Consider the following 19,816-nt stretch of genomic DNA (forward strand, 5'->3'; position numbering starts at 1 on the left):
GCGGAGACGCAAGGTCGTTGCGCGAGGCACATGCCCCACGCAACGCCCTTGCATCCGAACGTTAGCTGCAGCCGCTGGTGGCGCCGCAACCTTCACAGGCGTAGCAGGAACCCGACGGACGCATCTTGGTGCCGCAGGTCATGCACAGCGGCGCATCGATGGCGTGGCCCGTCATGTTCTCCAGCAGTTCCGCTGTCGTGTGGGCGTCGATGAGCGACGGTTGGCGAGCACCGTCGACGTCGAAGTTGTCGGCGTCGTCGTTACGCAGCTGCTCGTACTCGGGCAGTGAGGACTCATCCTCTTCCGAAACGTACTCGCCGGTCTGGACGTATCGGGCGCGCTCGGCCGCGGTGTAGATGCCCAGCTCGGAGCGGTCGTCGAAGTCGAGGTAATCGAGCGCGAGACGACGGAAGATGTAGTCCATGATGGACTGCGCGATGCGGATGTCCTGGTCGTCGGTCATGCCTGCGGGCTCGAACTTCAAGTTGGTGAACTTCTGCACGAAACTCTCCAGCGGCACGCCGTACTGCAGACCGATGGATACCGCGATCGAGAACGCATCCATCACGCCCGAGAGCGTCGAGCCCTGCTTACCCAAGCGGAGGAACACCTCACCCAGGCGGCCATCATCGTACGACGACGACGTCATGTAGCCTTCGGCACCGCTCACGGAGAAACTGGTGGTGCGCGACATTCGCGACTTCGGCAGGCGTTCACGCTTCGGGCGGTACACCACCTTTTCAACGATCTTCTCTTCCACCTCCTTGGCGGATTCGCTCTGCTTCTTGCCGTCGGAGAGCGGCTGGCCCACCTTGCAGTTGTCGCGGTACACAGCCAGCGCCTTGAGCCCCAGCTTCCAGCCCTGCATGTACACGTCGGCGATGTCTTCGACGGTGGCCGACTCGGGGAGGTTTACCGTCTTAGAGATTGCGCCGGAGAGGAAGGGCTGGACCGCGGCCATCATGCGCACGTGGCCCATAGGCTTGATGGAGCGTTGCCCCATCGCGGTATCGAAGACTTCGTAATGGCGTTCCTCGAGGTGCGGAGCGCCAATGACGTGACCATGTTCGGAGATGAAGTCGACGATCTCGGTGATCTGCGTCTCGTCGTAGCCGAACTTCTGCAGCGCCCTCGGGATGGTCTGGTTCACGATCTGCATGGAACCGCCACCGACAAGCTTCTTGAACTTCACCAGGGAGAAGTCGGGCTCGATGCCGGTGGTGTCGCAGTCCATCATGAAGCCGATGGTGCCGGTGGGAGCCAGCAGTGAGGCCTGTGCGTTGCGGAAGCCATCGGCCGCGCCGAGTTCGATCACCTTCGCCCACTCGCGAGACGCAGCGGCGTGGATGCCCTGGTCTTCTGGCATCGGCTTGAAGCTCTCGTTGGCAGCCTGGTGCTTGCGCATGACTTGCTGGTGCGCATCGGCGTTCTCTGCATACCCGGCGTACGGGCCAACCACTGCGGCGAGTTCCGCCGAGCGTCGGTACGACGCGGCGGTCATCAACGACGTGATCGCTGCGGCCGTCGAGCGGCCACCCTCGGTGTCGTAGCCCTTGCCTGTGGCCATGAGCAGCGCGCCGAGGTTGGCGTACCCGATGCCGAGCTGGCGGAAGTTGCGCGTCGTCTCACCAATTGCCTGTGTCGGGAAATCCGCGAAGCAGATGGAGATATCCATGGCGGTGAAGATGAGCTCTACGGCCTTCACGAAGCGCTCGACGTCGAACGTGCCGTCGGCGTTCAGGAACTTCAGCAGGTTCAGCGACGCGAGGTTGCAGGAGCTGTTATCGAGGCTCATGTACTCCGAGCAGGGGTTGGACGCCGTGATGCGGCCGGTGACGGGGTTGGTGTGCCAGGCGTTGATGGTGTCGTCATACTGAATGCCCGGGTCGGCGCACTCCCACGCCGCCTTGGCGATCTTCTCGAACAGCTCCTTGGCATCCACCTCTTCGATGACTTCACCAGTGTGCCGAGCCTTGAGACCAAACTTGTCCCCGGCTTCGACTGCCCGCATGAATTCATCGTTGACGCGCACCGAGTTGTTGGCGTTTTGGTACTGCACCGACGTGATGTCTTTGCCACCAAGATCCATGTCGAAGCCCGCATCACGCAGCGCGCGGATCTTGTCTTCCTCGCGAGCCTTCGTCTCGACGAACTCCTCGATATCGGGGTGGTCGACGTCGAGCACCACCATCTTTGCAGCACGACGGGTAGCGCCGCCTGACTTGATGGTGCCGGCGGATGCGTCTGCTCCGCGCATGAAAGACACCGGGCCGGAAGCAGTGCCGCCGGAGCTCAGCAGCTCCTTCGAGGAGCGGATGCGGGAAAGGTTGAGGCCTGCACCGGAGCCCCCCTTGAAGATAAATCCCTCTTCCTTGTACCAGTTGAGGATGGACTCCATGGAGTCGTCGACGGAGAGGATGAAGCAGGCGCTCACCTGTTGCGGCGATGAGGTGCCGACGTTGAACCACACGGGGGAGTTGAAAGCAAAGACCTGGTTCAGCAGCATCCAGGTGAGCTCTTCTTCGAAGATCTTGGCGTCGTCTTCAGTGGCGAAGTAGCCGAACTCGCGACCGGCTTCGACGTACTTGCCGACGACGCGGTCGATCAGCGTCTTGAGACTAGCTTCACGCTGAGCGGTGCCAACGGCTCCGCGGAAGTACTTGGTGGTGACGATGGTGGAGGCGTTAATGCTCCACGCCTTGGGGAATTCGACACCATGCTGCTCGAAGACGGTCTCGCCCGTCTTCCAGTTGGTCTGCACGACGTCGCGCAGTTCCCACTCTTGCTCGTCGTAGGGGTGCACACCCTCCGTCGTGAATACTCGCTCGATCGTGAGGCCGCTGGGTGCCTTCTTCGTCGAGCGTGCTTTGCCTGCTGTACGCCCGCTGGCGCCTTTGGTGGCGTTCGCCGTCATCTCTTACTCTCCCAATTAACCGATGAGTGGTTCTTGCATCGTGCCCCGGTGTCTTCTTCCGGAGGTACTTGGCGTCGAGCCCTTCTGCTGGTCGGGCTCGACCTCGTTCATGTCGTCGATCTCGCGCACAAAATCGTCGACGGATTCGAAATTCTTGTAGACGGACGCGAATCGCAAGTAGGCCACGGAGTCAAGCCGCGCCAGCGGGCCAAGGATGGCCACGCCTACCTGCTCTGCCGGAATCTCAGCAACCCCTGCAGAACGAAGATTCTCTTCCACTTCTTGTCCGAGTGCCGCAAGTTGGTCAGGTGTGACGGGCCGGCCCTGGCAAGCCTTGGACACGCCTTTGATGACCTTCTCGCGGCTAAAGGGCTCGATCACCCCGGAACGTTTCACCACTGTCAGGACTACCTGCTCCAGCGTGGTGAATTTCCTGTCACATGCGACGCAGGTGCGACGTCGACGAATTGCGGAACCGTCCTCTGTTGCACGCGAATCTGACACTCGGGTGTCAGAGTTACGGCAGAACGGGCAGTGCACTTCGAGGACCTTTCCAGCGTGATCGGGCGACCCAGCTAATTACACCCGACACCCCCGAAAAACACAAGCCCTTGGGGAATGACGTCGGTGTAACTACTAGATATAGGGGGTACGCTACGCAGCCGCCAGCGGAAGGTCAACAGCGACGCGCGGGGTAATTCAGGGCTCGACGTGCGCCCACGCGGCCGCATCGGAAGCATCCGGCGTGGCGTGCATATCGGCAACTGCAGACACGTAGCCGGTGACCCCAACAACGCCGCCCGCGACCGCGATGAACCCAATGGCAAGCGACTTGATACGCAAACTCCACCTGGACGTCAGCGTGCCAGCAGAACGGACCTCACGGCGATCCACGATGCAGGACGCCACCGTCTGACGAGGGAGCCCACGGCTGACCCGCCTGGGGTGCGCCTCAGCGATATGGGTATTCGGGCGCCCCACAGGTGCGTGCGACCGACGAGTGGAGAGACTCTTCATGACGGTGCTCACAGCGACTCCTTACAGTGTGTCAAACGTTTGTTCGATTAGATAGTAGCTCATCGATTCGAGGTATGCAACACATGTTCGATAGTCCGCATTTCCTCGACACTGGACACCCCATCAGAGACCTCTGACAAAACTGCACAAGGCGCCGACACGCCCGCTCAAACCCAGCGCCGTTTTCGAACATGTGTAGGGTATGTGGCATGACGACCCCGAATAAGCCACGTGGCAGCGGCCGCCCCTCACGAGCCGACATCGAAGCGGAGTTCGGCACTGGCGGGCCAGTTGAGCCTGGCCTCACTCCCCGTGCATCGAAGCTCCTGGGCATCATCCGCGAATCCATCAACCGCCACGGATACCCCCCCAGCGTGCGCGAGATGGCGGAGCAAGCAGGGCTGTCCTCACCGTCGAGTGTCACCTACCAGCTGAAAGCGCTCGAGAAGGCCGGTTACCTCCGTCGCGACCCGAACCGCACCCGGGCCATGATGGTGATGGATCCTCTCACTGGAGAGCCCGAGGCCGCTGCCCCCGCTGCTGACAACGTCGACACACCGGGCGCCGTCTCAACACCTCTGGTCGGGCGTATCGCAGCCGGCGGGCCAATTCTTGCAGAGCAGCACATCGAAGACGTGTTTGCGCTGCCCGAACAGCTCGTCGGGCACGGTGACTTCTTCATGCTTGAGGTGAAGGGCGACTCGATGATCGAGGCCGCCATTTGCGAGGGCGACTGGGTGGTGGTTCGTCGCCAGCCCACCGCCGTCAACGGCGACATCGTCGCAGCACTGCTCGACGACGAAGCCACCGTGAAAACCTTCAAGCGTGACGGCAACCAGGTGTGGCTACTTCCACACAACGAGCGCTACTCCCCCATTGACGGCAACCACGCCACCATCATGGGCAAGATCGTCGCGGTCATGCGCCGCGTGTAACCCGTAGCTGGTTACACGTTCGCAGGAGTCGGGAGCTCAGCGACGAGATTGTTGGTCGATTCCTTGGCGTCGCCAAAGTACATCAGCGAATTCTCGTTGAAGAACAGCGGGTTCTGCACACCCGCGTAGCCTGCACTCATCGAGCGCTTGAACACCACGACGTGCTTGGCTTCCCACACCTTCAGCACGGGCATGCCCGAGATTGGCGACCCCGGTTCATTCGCAGCGGGGTTGACCGTGTCGTTGGCGCCGATGACGAGCACGACATCTGCACTGCCGAAGTCGTCGTTAATCTCGTCCATTTCGAACACGATGTCGTAGGGCACCTTGGCTTCCGCGAGCAGCACGTTCATGTGCCCAGGCAGTCGGCCAGCAACCGGATGGATGGCGAACGCCACCTCCGTGCCGTTGGCCTGCAAACGCTGTGTCAGCTCCGCCACGGGATACTGCGCCTGCGCGACCGCCATGCCGTAGCCGGGCGCGATCACGACCTTCTTCGCATCTCGCAGCAATCCCGCGACGTCCTCCGTCGTGGCGGTGGTGTACTCGCCCATCTCACCTTGCTCAGCAGGAGCAGCATCGCCGAACCCGCCCAGAATCACCGACGTGAACGAACGGTTCATCGCCTTGCACATGATGTACGAGAGGATCGCGCCGGAGGCACCCACCAGGGCACCGGTGATGATGAGGATCGACATGTCAAGCATGAAGCCCGACGCCGCAGCGGCCCAGCCTGAGTACGAGTTCAGCATCGAAATCACGACGGGCATGTCGGCGCCGCCGATGGCCGCCACCAGGTGGAAGCCCAGGAACAGCGCGAGCACCGTCATGATGACGAGGGGAATGATTGACTGGGTATTGCAGTACCAGAACCCCAGCGCAAGCATCACAATGACGTTGATGAGGTTCAGCCAATGCCTGGCGGGCAGCATGAGCGGCTTAGATGCGAGCTTGCCGTTAAGCTTGCCCCACGCCACGAGCGAGCCGGTCAGCGTCACGGCACCAATCAGCACGCCGAGGTACACCTCGAGCAGGTGCAGCAGGTCTGCGCTCTCGCCGAGAATATGCACGTTGTACCCGACGAGCACCGCGGCGGCACCCACGAAGGAGTGGAGCAACGCGATGAGTTCCGGCATGCCTGTCATCTCAACCTTGCGGGCGCGCCAGATGCCAATCATGCCGCCGATGGCGATGGCGACGTAGAGCGCCACCGCCGAGAACCACTGAATGTTCTCGCCCACGATGTCGGTGTAGGCAATCGCAAAGTTCGTCGCGACGACAGCAAGCACCATGCCCATGACGCCGAACGCGTTGCCGCGCTTGGCCGTTTCGTGCTTCGACAGCCCCGCAAGCGCGAGGATGAACATGATGCCGGAGAAGATGAATGTGGCGTTGATGAAGTTGGCGAGGTACATCGTCAGCCCTTCCTAAACATGTTCAGCATTCGGTGGGTGACGGTGAAGCCGCCGAACACGTTGATCGATGCGATAAGCACTGCGATGAAGGCAATGACTTTCACCGCAATGTTGTCGTGTGCGAGCTGTGTCATTGCACCCACGATGATGATGCCGGACACCGCGTTGGTGACGCTCATCAGTGGCGTGTGCAGCGCGTGCGTGACGTTCCAGACGACGTAGTAGCCGACGATGCACGCCAACGCGAACACACCGAACAGGGTGACGAACGAGCTGGGCGCGATGGTGAGCAGCGCGATCATCGCGGCAGACCCGAGCCCTACCACTGCGACGGGCATCCACCACGGTTTGGGCGGCTTCGACGGCGCGGCCGGCGCTTCCGGCTCCACCGCGGGTGGCTGCGCCGCGGGCTGGGGCGCAGCAGAAACTTGAATGGGCGGCGGTGGGAACGTGACTTCCCCATCGCGAGCGACGGTCATGGTGCGAACGACTTCATCGTCGAAATCGATCACGATCTGCCCGTCCTTGCCCGGCGTCATGAGCTGCAGGGCGTTGACGAGGTTCGTGGCGTAGAGCTGCGACGCCTGCCCAGGCAACCGGGATGCCATGTCGGTGTACCCGATGATGGTGACGCCGCCGTCAGTGACGTAGCTCTCACCTCTGCGGGTGAGTTCGCAGTTGCCACCGCCGAGCGCCGCCAGGTCGACGATCACTGAGCCCGGCTTCATCGACGCCACCATGTCGGCGGTGATAAGCCTCGGCGAAGGCTTACCCGGGATGGCGGCCGTCGTGATGATGATGTCCACCTCGGCGGCTTGCTGGGCATAGAGTTCTGCGGCGCGTGCGGCGTAGTCAGCGCTCGCTTCCTTGGCGTAGCCGTCGGAGCTCACACCCTGGTCGGCGGCGACGTGTAGGAATTCGGCCCCCATGGATTCGACCTGCTCAGCCGTTTCCGGGCGAACGTCGGTGGCCCGCACGATGGCGCCCAGCGAGTTGGCGGCGCCAATGGCAGCCAGGCCGGCGACGCCGGTGCCCGCGACGAGCACCTTCGCGGGCGGCACCTTGCCTGCCGCGGTCACCTGTCCGGTGAAGAACCTGCCGAAGGCATGTGCCGCCTCGATCACGGCGCGGTAGCCGGAGATGTTCGCGAGCGAACTGAGCGCATCCAGGGCCTGGGCACGCGAGGTGCGCGGCACCATGTCCATGCTTAGCGCGGTCAGGCCAGCTGCCGCAAGTTGCTCGGTGAGCGTGATGTCTTGACGGGGGCCGAGGAAGGTGATGAGCACTGCACCTGGCCGCATCTGGCTGATCTGCTCCGGCGTGGGCGCATTCACGGCGACGACGATGTCGCAGTGCCAGGCTTCGTCGACGATCGAGGCGCCGGCGTCGAGGTATGCGTGATCCTCGAATGATGCCAGCTGCCCCGCACCCGATTCGACGAGCACGTTGTAACCGAGCTTTCGGAGGCCTTCCACGGATTTCGGTGTTGCCGCTACGCGCGCGTCACCCAGTTCCTTTGGTACACCAATATCCATGGCTCTTACCGTACCGACGAGCTCACTCGCGCTGACACCGGGGCAGGATTGACGCGGTATCAACTACTCATGGTGCGCCCCGCAGGCGGCGCAGCGCGTCGGATGCCACCTCCACGTCGTTGGTGATCCAAAACTCTGGCATCGAGCGCAAAAGGAATGATCCGTAGCGAGCGGTGGCGAGCCGCGAGTCGAGTACAGCCACCACACCCCGATCTGACGAGCGACGGATCAAGCGACCGGCACCCTGCGCCAGCAGCAAGGCCGCGTGCGTGGCGGCCACCGACATGAACCCGTTGCCACCGGCGTCGCTCACCGCCTTCTGCCTCGCCTGCATGAGCGGATCGTCTGGACGGGGGAAGGGAATCTTCTCGATGATGACCAGCTGACACGTCTCCCCCGGCACGTCCACGCCTTGCCACAGCGACAGCGTGCCGAACAGGCTCGTCTCTGGGTCGTCAATGAATCGGCGGGTGAGTTCTGACAACTGCGCGTCGCCCTGGCACAACACCGTAAACGACGGCAGCGCCTTGCGCACGTGATCCGCGGCCTGCTCCGCCGAACGCCGGGAGGCAAAGAGCCCGAGGGTTCTCCCACCTGCCGCCCAGACGAGTTCCGCGATCTGCTCTTTCATGGCCTCGGACATACCGTCGCGGTCGGGTTTGGGCAGCGACTTCGCCACGTACAAGATGCCCTGTGTTCCGTAGTCGAACGGTGAACCGACGTCGATGCCTTTCCACTGCAAATCCGAGGGAATCAAGCCGACCGAACGCGCCACTGAGTCGAAGTTGCCGCCGAGCGAGAGCGTCGCCGACGTCAGCACCGTCGTCGTTTCCCCAAACACGTGTTCACGTAGCAAGCCAGCGACATTGAGCGGCGCGACGAACACCGCTCGCCCCATCACTTCGGATTCTGCAACCCACACCACGTCGGCGTCGGCGAGGGTGGCGATGCGGCCGGCGATGTCGTAGATCTCGCGCACAGCGCCCAACACCTGAGATTTCTCGGCGTCGTCCTTCGCAGTGCCGATGGCCGTGGCCACCTTGCGTGCGACGTCGCGAACCAGCGCGGCGGCACGCGTGATCTCCAGGTTGGCATCGAGTACGCGCCCCACGTCAGCGTCGGCGAGGGCCTCTCGGAATTCGTCGGCAACTTCGAGGAAACCAGCACCTAGATCGTCGTTGACATGGTCGAGCGCGCGCTTCGCGGCGCGTTCGATGATGCCCGGGGTGAGCTCGTCGGTGGCGGCGTTGGTGATCCGGCTCACCAGCTCGTGCGCCTCGTCGATGATGACTGCGTCGTGCTCGGGCAGCGCAGTACCACTGTGCATCGCGTTGATGGCCAGGAGTGCGTGGTTGGTGACTACCAGGTCGGCTTCACGGGCCTGCTCGCGCGACAGCTCAACCCGGCACTCGTCGATGAATGGGCACGAAGCGCCTAAGCATTCGCGGGTGGGGATAGAGACCTGCTGCCACGCGAGCGGGGTGTGCGCGGGAGCGTCGTCGCGGTCAGCCAGCCCGCCGGATTCCACCTGCTCCTCCACCCACTCACGCAGCCGCAGCACCTCGGAACCCGTGTCGCTCACCTGCACCGTCTCCGAGCCCAGTAGCGCCGACTGCTCTGGTTGCACACCGTCGCGCGCTCGGTACAGACACGCGTAATTGGTGCGCCCTTTCAGGATGGCGGTGCGCGGGCGTTCGCCCGTGGTGCGCTCCATGGCGACGAGCGCCGTCGGAATGTCCTTCGTTGCCAGCTGGGCTTGGAGGGCGAGGGTGGCCGTCGCGACGACGATGCGCTCTCCCTTCTCAGCCGCACGGTGCAGCGCAGGTATCAGGTAGCCGAGCGACTTACCCGTACCCGTGCCTGCCTGCACGAGCAGATGCTCCTGAGTGTCGAGAGCGGCGCCCACCGCTTCGACCATCTCTTGCTGCCCAGCACGCGTCTGCCCGCCGAAGCTCTCGACGGCGGCCTCCAGAACGTCGAGGGAGCTAACCATGGCGCATCAGCTCATCGGCGAGGTCGGGCTTCGCGAACCCGACGATGTGCGTGCCCTGCTCGACGTGCTCGATGCTGTGGATGAGGGCCTCCTTGTGCACGCGGTCGACGAGATCGCCTCGCGAGTACGGCACCACCACGTCGACGGGCACTTCCGGCTTCGGCAGACGTTCGGCGATCACATCGCGCAACTCGTCGATGCCGCTGCCGGTGCGGGCCGACGTGACAACTGCGTCCGGATAGTTGGCACGCAACATCATGAGAGTGGTTGCATCCGCGCGGTCAGCTTTGTTGAACACGAGTTGTTCGGGCACCGAACTCGCACCGATCTCATTCAGCACCGTGCGCACCGCGTCGATCTGGCCCTCAGGCGCGGGGTCAGAGGCGTCGACGACGTGCAACAGCAGATCTGCATCGACGGATTCCTCCAGCGTGGAACGGAACGCCTCCACCAGGTCGTGTGGCAAGTGCCGCACGAACCCGACGGTGTCCGTCAGCGTGAACACACGTCCGTCGTCGGTTTGGGAGCGTCGCGTCGTGGGATCGAGTGTGGCGAACAGGGCATTTTCGACGAGTACGCCGGCGCCGGTGATGCGGTTGAGCAGCGACGATTTTCCAGCGTTGGTGTATCCGACGATGGCGACGCTGGGCACAGCGTTGCGTTTACGTTCGGCTCGCTTCGATTCGCGCTGCTGCTCCATCTCGTTCAGCTTGCGACGCAGTTGGGCGATGCGCACGCCGATGCGCCGACGGTCCGTCTCGATCCGGGTTTCGCCCGGGCCTCGGCCGCCGATACCCGCGCCGCCCGCCGCGCGCCCACCGGCCTGGCGCGACAAGTTGCCACCCCAACCGCGCAGCCGCTGCTTCAGATACCCCAGCTGGGCCATCTCGACTTGGGCCTTGCCTTCCGCAGATTTCGCGTGTTGCGCGAAGATGTCGAGGATCAGCCCGGTACGATCGACGACCTTGACCCCGATGCGGTCTTCCAGGTTACGTAGCTGGGCCGCCTCGAGTTCGCCGTCGCAAATCACCGTGTCTGCCCCTGTGGCCTGCACCACCTCGCGAATCTCGGCCACTTTGCCGCTACCGACGTAGGTGGCCGGGTCAGGCGTAGAGCGGCGCTGGACGAGCGCGTCGAGCACCTGGGAGCCCGCGGTTTCGCTGAGCAGCTTCAGCTCGGCCATGGCGTTGTCGGCGTCGGCTTGTGTGCCGGACGTCCACACACTCACGAGCACCACTCGCTCGAGCCGCAGCTGGCGATACTCGACCTCGGAGATGTCGCCCAGCTCGGTGGACATGCCAGCCACGCGCCTGAGCGCATGGCGATCCGCAAGATCTTCTTGGGCGCCGTCGTAGGAGAAGTCGTCGTTGGTCGTCATGATTGGCATATTCTCTCAGCCACCACTGACAGCTCCAAGTGGGCGCGACGAACCTGTGGAAAACCCGGCTCAGTGCTCGTGAAAATCACCACTTGCGACGATCACCGCCGGGCCCGTGAGTACTGCCTCATCGCCATTGAACTCAACGAGCAGTTGTCCGCCTGGCACGGTCACTTGCACTGGCCCGTCGACACCGAAGCGCGAACGGTACGCGGCCGCCGCAGCGACGACGCCCGTACCGCAGCTCATGGTTTCGCCGACCCCGCGCTCGTGCACCCGCATGGCGAGCTCGCCTGAGCCATCGACGCGCACAAACTCGACGTTCACGCCGTCTGGAAAGAGGCTGCTTGGTTCCACCACGGGCGGTGTGTGCAGGTCGAGAGCAGCGAGGTCCTCGTCGCCGATGAACGCCACGGCGTGGGGATTGCCGACGTTGACCGGCACGGCGTCGAAGGTCACATCACCGACGGTGACCCGTGCCGTATCATCGCCTATCGCCGCACGCCCGACACTCACCGCGACGCCGCCAGCCACGAACCGCGCGTGCTTCACTCCGGCGCGCGTGGCCACGTCGAATTCTCGTTCGTTCAGCATCTGTTCACTGCGCAGGAATTCGGCGAACACGCGAAGCCCGTTGCCGCACATCTCTGCGAGGGTGCCGTCGGCATTCCAGTAGTCCATGAACCACAGGTCCGGGTCGCCTTCCCAGCCCTCGACGAGCCCGGCGCGCACCGCGCGGATCACGCCGTCGCCGCCGATGCCTCCCCGCCGGTCCGCCAAGGCGCGAACGAGCTCAGGCGTCATCTCTCGCATGCCACCCGGGTCTTTGAGCAGCACGAAGTCGTTGTGCGTGCCGTGTCCTTTACGGAAATGAATACCCATCCTGGCTCCTTCATGCCTGCAGCGCTTGGGCGACATCTGCGGTAATCGTCGACACGTTGCTGTCGTCGCCTGCCACCAACCAGCGTATGCGAGGATCCCTGCGGTACCAGCCCAGCTGTTTCCGGAAGAACTTCCTCGTGGCTCGCTTCACGGCGTCCTTCGCCTCGTCCTCGGTGAGTTCCCCGTCGAGCATCTGCACCACTTGCCGGTACCCGATGGCGCGCAGCGCTGTCCGGCCTTCTCTCAGGCCCACATCGAGCAGCGCGCGCACCTCGTCGACGAGCCCCGCCTCCCACATACCGTCAACACGAGCATCGATCCGAGCGTCGAGCACGTCACGCGGCAGGTCGAGCCCGTACTGTTGGACCCCTTCTAGCTCGTACGTCCATTGCGGCAACGTCGGTGTGTGACCGCCCGTAAGTTCGTGAATCTCGAGCGCGCGCACGATGCGCCGCCCATTGCCCGGCTCAATGTTCTCTGCAGACGACGGCGCCACCTCGCGCAACCGCTCATGCAACGCTGGCGCTCCCACGCGGGCAAGCTCCGCTTCCCACTTCACACGCACCTGTTCGTCGGACCCCGGGAAATGGAATGCATCGGTGATGGCGCGGGTGTACAGCGGCGATCCGCCCACGACGATCGGTACGCCGCCTCGGTTCCGAATGTCCGCTATCACGGCTCGAGCCTGCACCTGGAACTCCGCCACCGATGCCTGCTCAGTGACCTCCATAATGTCGATCAGATGATGCGCAATGCCCTGGCGCTCCTCATGCGTCGGCTTGGCGGTGCCGATGTTCATTCCACGGTAGACGAGCATGGAATCCGCGTTCACGATCTCCGTGAGAATCCCGGCGGCTCGCAGCTGCACCGCGACGTCGACGGCGAGCGCGGACTTGCCGCTGGCGGTCGGGCCAATCAGGACAATCACGGGTTGAGTCATAGGCCAAGTGTGTCACCATGGAAGCACCAGGTTGGTATGGATTCGCTTTCAGCACTGATCTGGATATCACTCCACGAATTGTGAAAGGAAGCGACATGGGAATGTTCGACGACATTAAGAACAAGGTTGCTGGCCAGGATCCAGACAAGCTTCGCGAGGGCGTCGAAAAGGCTGGCGACTTCGTCGACGAGAAGACCGACAGCAAATACGCCGACAAGGTCGACAAGGCGCAAGACTTCGCCAACGACCAGCTCGACAAGCTCGGCGGCAAGAACGACAACAAGTGAACCGGTGCGGGCTGAGCCCCGCAACGTAGACGCTCACCCGAAGGCCGGGGCCTCCTGACTACACGCTACTTGTGGGTACAGGTTAGGTTCCGGCCTTCGGCCGTAGTGTGGGCATGCCCAGGCCCACCCCCGTCGGGCGGGCAGGGCCTTCCTCACGTAGCTGCCATGCGTCGCCACCGCGAGTGCGACGCAGATCGCGGATGGGCTCGTCGGAGTTCAGGTGATGCGGCGCGGCGTAGGTGATGCGCGCTGTCGCGATGTCGCCGGGGCGCGGGCGCTCGGCTGGATCATCGCTCACCGCCACGTGCACCAGTCGGTTGTCGCGCGCGCGTCCGCTCATGCGCTGCGTCTCGCCGTCCTTGCGCCCTTCGCCCACTGCGAACATGACCTCGACGTCGGTGCCCTCCAGCTTGCGGTTCTCCTCCCACGCAATCTGGTCGACGAGCTGCACGAGGCGCTCGTAACGCTCCTGCACGACGGGCTTCGGCACCTGGTTCTCCATCTCGCCCGCCGGTGTGCCCGGACGGATCGAGTACTGGAACGTGAACGCCGCCGAGAACCGCGACTGCTCCACCACGCGCAGCGTGTCTTCAAAGTCCTCGTCAGTTTCGCCAGGGAAGCCCACGATGATGTCGGTGGTGATCGCCGCATGCGGAATCGCATCGCGCACGTTCGCGAGGATGTCGAGGAACCGCTTCGAACGGTACGAGCGCCGCATGGACTTCAAGATGGCATCCGATCCAGACTGCAACGGCATGTGCAGGCTCGGCATCACGTTGGGCGTTTCCGCCATGGCCGCGATCACGTCGTCGGTGAAATCCTTGGGATGGGGCGACGTGAACCGCACGCGCTCCAACCCGTCGATCTCCCCACAGGCGCGCAGCAGCTTCGCGAAGGCCTGGCGGTCGCCGAATTCGACGCCGTAGGCGTTCACGTTTTGGCCGAGCAAGGTGATCTCCTGGACACCCTCGTCGACGAGCATGCGGATCTCGGCGAGGATGTCGCCGGGTCGACGGTCGGTCTCCTTGCCGCGCAGCTGCGGGACGATGCAGAAGGTGCAGGTGTTGTTGCAGCCCACCGAGATGGACACCCACCCCGAGTACGGCGATTCGCGCTTGCTCGGCAGATTCGACGGGAACGTCTCCAGCGCTTCCTTGATCTCTACCTGCGCCTGTTGTTCCACACGGGCGCGCTCCAACAGCGTCGGCAGCGAACCGACGTTGTGCGTACCGAACACGACGTCCACCCACGGCGCTCGCTTCACGATGGTGTCGCGGTCTTTTTGGGCCATGCATCCGCCCACCGCGATCTGCATGCCGGGGTGCTGCTCCTTGACTCGCGCCATGTGCCCGAGGTTGCCGTAGAGCCGGTTGTCCGCGTTCTCGCGCACCGCGCAGGTGTTGAACACGACGACATCCGCCCCAGCCGAGGGGCCCTCGCCCTCGGCGCGCACCATGCCCGCGTCCTCGAGGAGGCCGCTGATGCGTTCGGAGTCGTGCACGTTCATCTGGCACCCGTAGGTGATTACGTGGTAGCTGCGCTCAGTCATAACCGCACCAGGGTACCTGGCTGAGCGCGGCCACACCCAACCGCGTCGGGGGCGCATCAAGCCCAGCTACTCTGGTACGCACGGCACACGGGAAGGACGAACGCCATGACCTCACCACAACTTCGCCAGTTTCCCTCTCTCGCAGGCGCAACGAGCGTCACCGCGCAACGCAACTCCTTGAGCGCAGACCTTGCCATCGCCGAGGCGCCAGAGCGTCGTCGGTTCCACTTCCCCGGGGCTTGCCGCTTGCCCGACGGCACGTTGCTCGTCGTCGCTCGGCAGGGGAAAGAGCACGTTGATCCGACGGGCATCATTCAACTTGTGCGCTCCACCGACGACGGGGCGACGTGGAGCGAGCCCGTCACTATCTGGGATTCCGATCATGACGACCGCGATCCGATGGTGAGCGTCGGCCCCACCGGGGGTGTGCACCTCATCTTCTTCACGCGGACAGAGCCGGAGCTGGGCGAGATCGAGGCCGCAGGAGTGCGTGTCATGTCGAGCGACGACGGCGGCTACAACTGGACCATGCCGACCCGGCTGGAAAACTCGCGCCCGGGTTGGCTGGCCTCGCACGGCCAGGTCATGGAGACGACCAACGGCACACTCGTCGCGCCGGTGTATGGCCGCACGTGGTCGGGTATCTCCCGGTCGTTGGACGGCGGGGAGTCGTTCCCCGCCTCCGAGCAGTACGTCTTCGACACGTTGGGCGTGGCCACGAACGAGGTCACGTTGACACTCATGGACGGGGTGCTCATCGCCTGGTTGCGCCCGGCGAAGGCCGGAACACCGTCGCTGCTGTTCCGATCACACGACGATGGAGCAACGTGGGAAGGCCCCGAGCCCACCAGCATTATGCAGTCATCGGCCGCCGCTCAGCCTCTTCCCGACGGGCGTCTGCTGGTGGCTTGGGGGGACGTTTCCGGGCGCTACGGAGATCGACGTGTCACCTGCGTCGGCATCATCTCCGATCCGCTCGCACCATGGACCGATGTGGCGCCGCTTCCCGTATGGGACGCGCTCAATAACGACCAGGCCAATCCCGCGCTCACGTTGCTGACCGACGGCACACCGCTTGTGGTCGTCAACGACTACGCGTCGCGTCAGCTCGTCGGCATCCGCATGCCAATCGCAACGATCGACGCCACCGTGCGCGACGAGGCACAGCTGGAAGGAAGCATCGATCTGCTCTCGATGGTGCTCGACGGCCGGGCCGCACTCGAGACGAATGCCCCCGAACCAACGGAAGGGCCGGCAGCGCCCGAACGCCTGTTCGACGGCAAGCTCCGGCTCGCGACAGCGCTCATGGGCGCTGACGACCAGACGGAGCTCTGCGCCACGCTGCGCTTTGCTCACCCACTCGCGGTGCGCGAGGTGGGCGTCGCCCTGCGCCCCGGCGAATGGCAAAACGCCGAGGTCGAGGTAGAACGTCAAGACGGCGGTTGGCACGTCGCAGGCACACTCGAGCATGGCTGGCGGCTGGGCGACGTCGATTGGCTGGCGCTCGACGGTGGCGAGGTGCAGGCGGTGCGTGTCACGTCGCGCCTCAATCCGGCTGAGCGCCCGCGGTGGAGCGGCGAGGAGTCGCCAACGATTGCCATCAGCCAGATTGCTCTGCGATGATGCGCACCAGGCTCCCGGCAATGCGCATGGGCCGATAGGCTGCTCCACATGAGCATCTCGCCGACAGGAACGCAGTACCGCATCGCCAAGGGAGATTTCGCCGCAGTCATCGGCGAAGTGGGGGCCACTCTTCAAAGCCTCACTTGGCAAGGTGCGGAAGTGCTGCAGTCGCTTCCGGAAGGCGAACCGTTCAAGCCCTGGTTCGGGACGTCGCTAGCGCCTTGGCCCAACCGCGTGCGTGATGGGCGTTACACGTTCGATGGCGAGGCCCTCCAGCTGCCGATCAATGAACCGGAGCGCGCATGCGCCCTGCACGGATTGGCATATGCGCTGGAGTGGCGCCTGGTTGAACGCACCGACGAGCACGTCACCCTGAGCGCCACCGTCTACCCGCAGGTCGGCTGGCCGGGCATCTGCCAGGTGGAGAGCCGCTTCGAGGTGGTCGACGAGGGCCTCCAAGTCACGTGGCGCGCGAAGAACGTCGGCTCCGTGGCATTTCCGTTCGGCTACGGATCGCACGTCTATTTCCGCTTCGACGACCTTGCCGAGGTGGTGCTCACCTCTCCGTTTGAGCAAGAACTCTACGTCGACGAGCGCCTGCTGCCGACGGAACTCGGCGAGCTCTCCCCCGAGCACGACTTCCGCACTGCTCGCCCACTTGGTGATGCAACATTCGACACCGCCTTCACCGCGGCGCCCACCGGGTGGGAAGTGGCGGTGGAAGGCTGCGGGCGCACCGTCTCGCTGTGGGGCGACGAACACCACCCGTGGATTCAGGTGTTCACCCACCCCGACCTCCCCGCCATCGCCATCGAACCCATGACGTGCGGCCCCGACGCCTTCAACGAGGGCATCACCCACGACGACACACTCCGCCTCGAGCCAGGCGACGAAGCCAGCGGAACGTGGGGCATCCGGGTGCAGGGATAACCCTGGTCAGTGTGCTGTCGCGCTGGCGCGTGATTCACGCACGACAGTGACGTGAATGAGGCCTGGATATGTGAGCGCCTCTTCGATCTCTTGCGCAATGTCATGCGCCAGCACCTGGGCTGCGGCATCGTCGACCTCTTCGGGGTGGACGAGCACCCGCACCTCGTGACCAGACTGCATCGCGAATGCCTTGGCGACGCCGGGCTTCACGGTAGCGATGCGCTCGAGCGCATGCATGCGCTCAAGGTAGGCCTCGAGCGACTCTCGCCGGGCGCCAGGCCGCGACCCGGAAATGGCGTCAGCAGCTTGGGTGAGGAGCGCTTCGACCGTGCGAGGTTCTACTTCTCCATGGTGGGCTTCGACGGCATGCACGATGTCGTCGCCCTCCCCATGGGTTCTCAGCAGCTCGGCCCCGATCAGGGCATGCGATCCTTCTCGTTCATGCGTGAGGGCCTTGCCGATGTCGTGCAGGAACGCGGTGCGCTTGCAGCGCGCAATGTCGAGCCCCAATTCCGACGCCATCGTGCCAGCGAGGTGCGCGCATTCCACCAGGTGATCGAGGACGTTCTGGCCGTAACTCGTGCGGAAAGCGAGCGTGCCAAGGTATGGCAGCAACTCGGGGTCGAGGTCAGCGATGCCCACCTCAGCCAACGCGCGCTCAGCCATGTCTCGCATACGCTGCTCCATGCTGCGCTTCGCTTTGGACACCGCGTGCTCCACCCGCGCCGGATGGATAGTGCCGTCTTCAATCAGCGACGCCAGCGCCAGGCGCGCGGTTTCACGTCGGACGGGATCGAAGCAGCTGATGGTGACAGACTGACCTTCGTCGATGAGCAGGTTGGCACCAGTAGCTTGCTCAAACGCCCGAATGTTGCGGCCTTCCTTGCCGATGATGCGCCCCTTCATATCTTCGGAAGGAAGCCTGATCGACGTGACCACCGTTTCTGCGGTCTGTTCGACGGCAACGCGCTGAATTGCGCCGACGACGACCATGCGCGCCTTCTGCTCAGCTTCTCGCCTAGCCTGCTGTTCGATCACTCGCGCCTCGCGCAGTGCCGTGAGCTTCGCACGCTGCAGAACGTCGTCGATGATCTCTTGCTTCGCCTCTTGACAGGTGAGGCCAGCAATGCGCTCCCGTTCTGCTCGAAGCTGGGCTCGCTCGTCGTCGAGTGCTTGGCGCGCCGCCGAACGTTCGTCGGTCCACCGCGTTCGCTCAGCCTCAAGCTGGAGTCGCGCTTCGGCGAGCTCCTCGCCTCGGCGATCAGGTTCTGGCTGGGACTGGGATTGGATGGATCGATTCTGCCGAACGAGGACGACCACCACAGCTATGAGCGCCGCCACCGCGACGATCCACGGCAGCCAATCCATGCACGGTCCTCCTCACCATTCTTCGTCGTACAAATCTACCAGCGTCTCATTCGTCACCTGCATCACAGCGCCCGGCCCGAAACCCCGTCGAGCGAGTGCTCCGGCCAAACGACGCTTGGCCACATGGGGTTCGAGCCCAGACAAGCTGCGCAACTTCCGCTGCGCAACCGCACGGGCTGCGTCAAGCTCGGCGTCATCGTCAATCTCGTCCAAAGCAGCCTGGGCATGCTCGTCGGGCACGCCCTTGTTCCGCAGCTCTTGACGAATGCGGCGCTTGCCATGGTGGGAGAACGACGAGCGGCTCGCCACCAGCATCGACGCGAACTGCGCGTCGTCAAGCAAGCCCACCTCGGTGAAGCGCCCGCACAGTTCGTCGATGAGTTCGTCTGGCACGTTGCGTTTGGCCAACGCTGTGCGCAGCTCGGCCTCAGAACGAGGCCGAATGCTCAGCAGGTCGAGGGCGATCTTGCGTGCGAACTCGATGTCAGAAATCGACTTCACCTGTTTCCGGATCGACACCCTCCGGCACGTCCTCGGAGCCATCGATGCCGAGGTGGAGGCGGATACGACGCTCCAGTTCTTCGGCCACGTCGGGGTGTTCCTTCAGGAAGTTACGGGCGTTTTCCTTGCCCTGGCCAAGCTGATCGGATTCATAGGTGAACCAAGCGCCAGCCTTACGCACGATGCCCGCATCGACCCCCATATCAAGCAGAGAACCCTCACGGGAGATGCCTTGGCCATACATGATGTCGAATTCGGCCTGCTTGAACGGCGGAGCCACCTTGTTCTTAACCACCTTCACGCGGGTGCGGTTGCCCACCATCTCAGTGCCGTCTTTCAGCGTCTCAATGCGGCGCACGTCGAGGCGCACCGACGAATAGAACTTGAGCGCCCGGCCACCTGTGGTGGTTTCAGGGTTGCCGAACATGACACCGATCTTTTCCCGCAACTGGTTAATGAAGATAGCTGTGGTGTGGGCATTCTTGAGTGCGCCCGTCATCTTGCGCAGCGCCTGGCTCATGAGTCGGGCCTGAAGGCCAACGTGCGAAT

At 63.8% G+C, this 19,816-nt stretch carries 16 protein-coding genes and 1 pseudogene; 4 read left to right on the plus strand and 13 right to left on the minus strand.

From position 1 onward, the window contains the following. Positions 1-61 precede the first annotated feature (61 nt). From Q0X68_RS02825 to Q0X68_RS02835, 3 genes are all read right to left on the minus strand, one after another. On the minus strand, positions 62-2,914 hold the full coding sequence (locus Q0X68_RS02825) for a vitamin B12-dependent ribonucleotide reductase (RefSeq protein ID WP_297747247.1): 2,853 nt from the start codon (positions 2,912-2,914) through the stop codon (positions 62-64). A gap of 15 nt (positions 2,915-2,929) precedes the next feature. Beyond that, on the minus strand, positions 2,930-3,454 hold the full coding sequence (gene nrdR, locus Q0X68_RS02830; RefSeq protein WP_297747251.1) for a transcriptional regulator NrdR: 525 nt from the start codon (positions 3,452-3,454) through the stop codon (positions 2,930-2,932). 159 nt (positions 3,455-3,613) lie between these two features. After that, positions 3,614-3,943: a hypothetical protein gene (locus Q0X68_RS02835; protein ID WP_297747254.1), complete on the minus strand. Its 330-nt coding sequence runs from the start codon at positions 3,941-3,943 to the stop codon at positions 3,614-3,616. Between the two features lie 197 nt (positions 3,944-4,140). Here Q0X68_RS02835 and lexA point away from each other — a divergent pair, with 197 nt between their 5' ends. Then, positions 4,141-4,866, plus strand: a complete 726-nt coding sequence (gene lexA / locus Q0X68_RS02840; protein WP_297747257.1) for a transcriptional repressor LexA — start codon at positions 4,141-4,143, stop codon at positions 4,864-4,866. A gap of 11 nt (positions 4,867-4,877) precedes the next feature. On the opposite strand, the gene Q0X68_RS02845 is transcribed toward lexA, so the two are convergent. The 6 genes from Q0X68_RS02845 to miaA form a co-directional block, all read right to left on the minus strand. Next, a complete protein-coding gene (locus Q0X68_RS02845) occupies positions 4,878-6,281 on the minus strand; it encodes an NAD(P)(+) transhydrogenase (Re/Si-specific) subunit beta (RefSeq protein WP_297747260.1) in 1,404 nt (467 codons plus the stop codon). A 2-nt stretch (positions 6,282-6,283) separates the two neighbouring features. Beyond that, on the minus strand, positions 6,284-7,816 hold the full coding sequence (locus Q0X68_RS02850) for a Re/Si-specific NAD(P)(+) transhydrogenase subunit alpha (protein WP_297747263.1): 1,533 nt from the start codon (positions 7,814-7,816) through the stop codon (positions 6,284-6,286). Positions 7,817-7,883: 67 nt separating this feature from the next. After that, positions 7,884-9,809 carry an ATP-dependent DNA helicase gene (locus Q0X68_RS02855; protein ID WP_297747266.1) on the minus strand — a complete coding sequence of 642 codons (1,926 nt, stop codon included), beginning with the start codon at positions 9,807-9,809 and terminating at the stop codon, positions 7,884-7,886. Further along, the gene (gene hflX / locus Q0X68_RS02860; RefSeq protein ID WP_297747269.1) at positions 9,802-11,187 is read right to left on the minus strand and encodes a GTPase HflX; all 1,386 of its coding nucleotides are present in this window, start codon (positions 11,185-11,187) and stop codon (positions 9,802-9,804) included. Before hflX ends, Q0X68_RS02855 begins: the two co-directional genes overlap by 8 nt. Positions 11,188-11,256: 69 nt before the next feature. Then, positions 11,257-12,069 (minus strand): diaminopimelate epimerase, encoded by an 813-nt coding sequence (gene dapF / locus Q0X68_RS02865; RefSeq protein WP_297747272.1) that lies wholly within the window; start codon positions 12,067-12,069, stop codon positions 11,257-11,259. A 10-nt stretch (positions 12,070-12,079) separates the two neighbouring features. Then, on the minus strand, positions 12,080-13,009 hold the full coding sequence (gene miaA / locus Q0X68_RS02870; RefSeq protein ID WP_297747275.1) for a tRNA (adenosine(37)-N6)-dimethylallyltransferase MiaA: 930 nt from the start codon (positions 13,007-13,009) through the stop codon (positions 12,080-12,082). Positions 13,010-13,104: 95 nt separating this feature from the next. Between miaA and Q0X68_RS02875 the strand changes: the two genes are divergently transcribed. After that, positions 13,105-13,296 carry an antitoxin gene (locus Q0X68_RS02875; protein WP_297747278.1) on the plus strand — a complete coding sequence of 64 codons (192 nt, stop codon included), beginning with the start codon at positions 13,105-13,107 and terminating at the stop codon, positions 13,294-13,296. A gap of 82 nt (positions 13,297-13,378) precedes the next feature. Here Q0X68_RS02875 and miaB read toward each other — a convergent pair whose 3' ends face one another. Then, positions 13,379-14,845 (minus strand): tRNA (N6-isopentenyl adenosine(37)-C2)-methylthiotransferase MiaB, encoded by a 1,467-nt coding sequence (miaB, locus tag Q0X68_RS02880; protein WP_297747281.1) that lies wholly within the window; start codon positions 14,843-14,845, stop codon positions 13,379-13,381. Positions 14,846-14,950: 105 nt separating this feature from the next. Here miaB and Q0X68_RS02885 point away from each other — a divergent pair, with 105 nt between their 5' ends. Both Q0X68_RS02885 and Q0X68_RS02890 read left to right on the plus strand, forming a co-directional pair. Next, the gene (locus Q0X68_RS02885; RefSeq protein ID WP_297747284.1) at positions 14,951-16,468 is read left to right on the plus strand and encodes a sialidase family protein; all 1,518 of its coding nucleotides are present in this window, start codon (positions 14,951-14,953) and stop codon (positions 16,466-16,468) included. Positions 16,469-16,516: 48 nt separating this feature from the next. Continuing rightward, the gene (locus Q0X68_RS02890) at positions 16,517-17,398 is read left to right on the plus strand and encodes an aldose epimerase (RefSeq protein WP_297747288.1); all 882 of its coding nucleotides are present in this window, start codon (positions 16,517-16,519) and stop codon (positions 17,396-17,398) included. 6 nt (positions 17,399-17,404) lie between these two features. Here the strand turns inward: Q0X68_RS02890 and rny are convergent, their stop codons facing one another. The 3 genes and pseudogenes from rny to Q0X68_RS02905 form a co-directional block, all read right to left on the minus strand. Next, on the minus strand, positions 17,405-18,766 hold the full coding sequence (gene rny / locus Q0X68_RS02895) for a ribonuclease Y (RefSeq protein WP_297747291.1): 1,362 nt from the start codon (positions 18,764-18,766) through the stop codon (positions 17,405-17,407). A gap of 12 nt (positions 18,767-18,778) precedes the next feature. Then, positions 18,779-19,267 (minus strand): regulatory protein RecX, encoded by a 489-nt coding sequence (locus Q0X68_RS02900; RefSeq protein WP_297747294.1) that lies wholly within the window; start codon positions 19,265-19,267, stop codon positions 18,779-18,781. Next, a pseudogene (locus Q0X68_RS02905) lies at positions 19,251-19,816 on the minus strand (DNA recombination/repair protein RecA); the annotation flags it as partial. The pseudogene Q0X68_RS02905 and the gene Q0X68_RS02900, both read right to left, overlap by 17 nt.

Origin of the sequence: uncultured Tessaracoccus sp. (genome assembly GCF_947286155.1) — a bacterium.
In the GTDB taxonomy this organism is placed as follows: Bacteria; Actinomycetota; Actinomycetes; order Propionibacteriales; family Propionibacteriaceae; genus Arachnia.

Coding starts and splice junctions, on each gene's coding strand:
- Q0X68_RS02825 (WP_297747247.1), bottom strand. CDS start 2,914: ATGACGGCGAACGCCACCAAAGGCGCCAGCGGGCGTACAGCAGGCAAA.
- lexA (WP_297747257.1), top strand. CDS start 4,141: ATGACGACCCCGAATAAGCCACGTGGCAGCGGCCGCCCCTCACGAGCC.
- Q0X68_RS02845 (WP_297747260.1), bottom strand. CDS start 6,281: ATGTACCTCGCCAACTTCATCAACGCCACATTCATCTTCTCCGGCATC.
- Q0X68_RS02850 (WP_297747263.1), bottom strand. CDS start 7,816: ATGGATATTGGTGTACCAAAGGAACTGGGTGACGCGCGCGTAGCGGCA.
- Q0X68_RS02855 (WP_297747266.1), bottom strand. CDS start 9,809: ATGGTTAGCTCCCTCGACGTTCTGGAGGCCGCCGTCGAGAGCTTCGGC.
- hflX (WP_297747269.1), bottom strand. CDS start 11,187: ATGACGACCAACGACGACTTCTCCTACGACGGCGCCCAAGAAGATCTT.
- dapF (WP_297747272.1), bottom strand. CDS start 12,069: ATGGGTATTCATTTCCGTAAAGGACACGGCACGCACAACGACTTCGTG.
- miaA (WP_297747275.1), bottom strand. CDS start 13,009: ATGACTCAACCCGTGATTGTCCTGATTGGCCCGACCGCCAGCGGCAAG.
- Q0X68_RS02875 (WP_297747278.1), top strand. CDS start 13,105: ATGGGAATGTTCGACGACATTAAGAACAAGGTTGCTGGCCAGGATCCA.
- miaB (WP_297747281.1), bottom strand. CDS start 14,845: ATGACTGAGCGCAGCTACCACGTAATCACCTACGGGTGCCAGATGAAC.
- Q0X68_RS02885 (WP_297747284.1), top strand. CDS start 14,951: ATGACCTCACCACAACTTCGCCAGTTTCCCTCTCTCGCAGGCGCAACG.
- Q0X68_RS02890 (WP_297747288.1), top strand. CDS start 16,517: ATGAGCATCTCGCCGACAGGAACGCAGTACCGCATCGCCAAGGGAGAT.
- rny (WP_297747291.1), bottom strand. CDS start 18,766: ATGGATTGGCTGCCGTGGATCGTCGCGGTGGCGGCGCTCATAGCTGTG.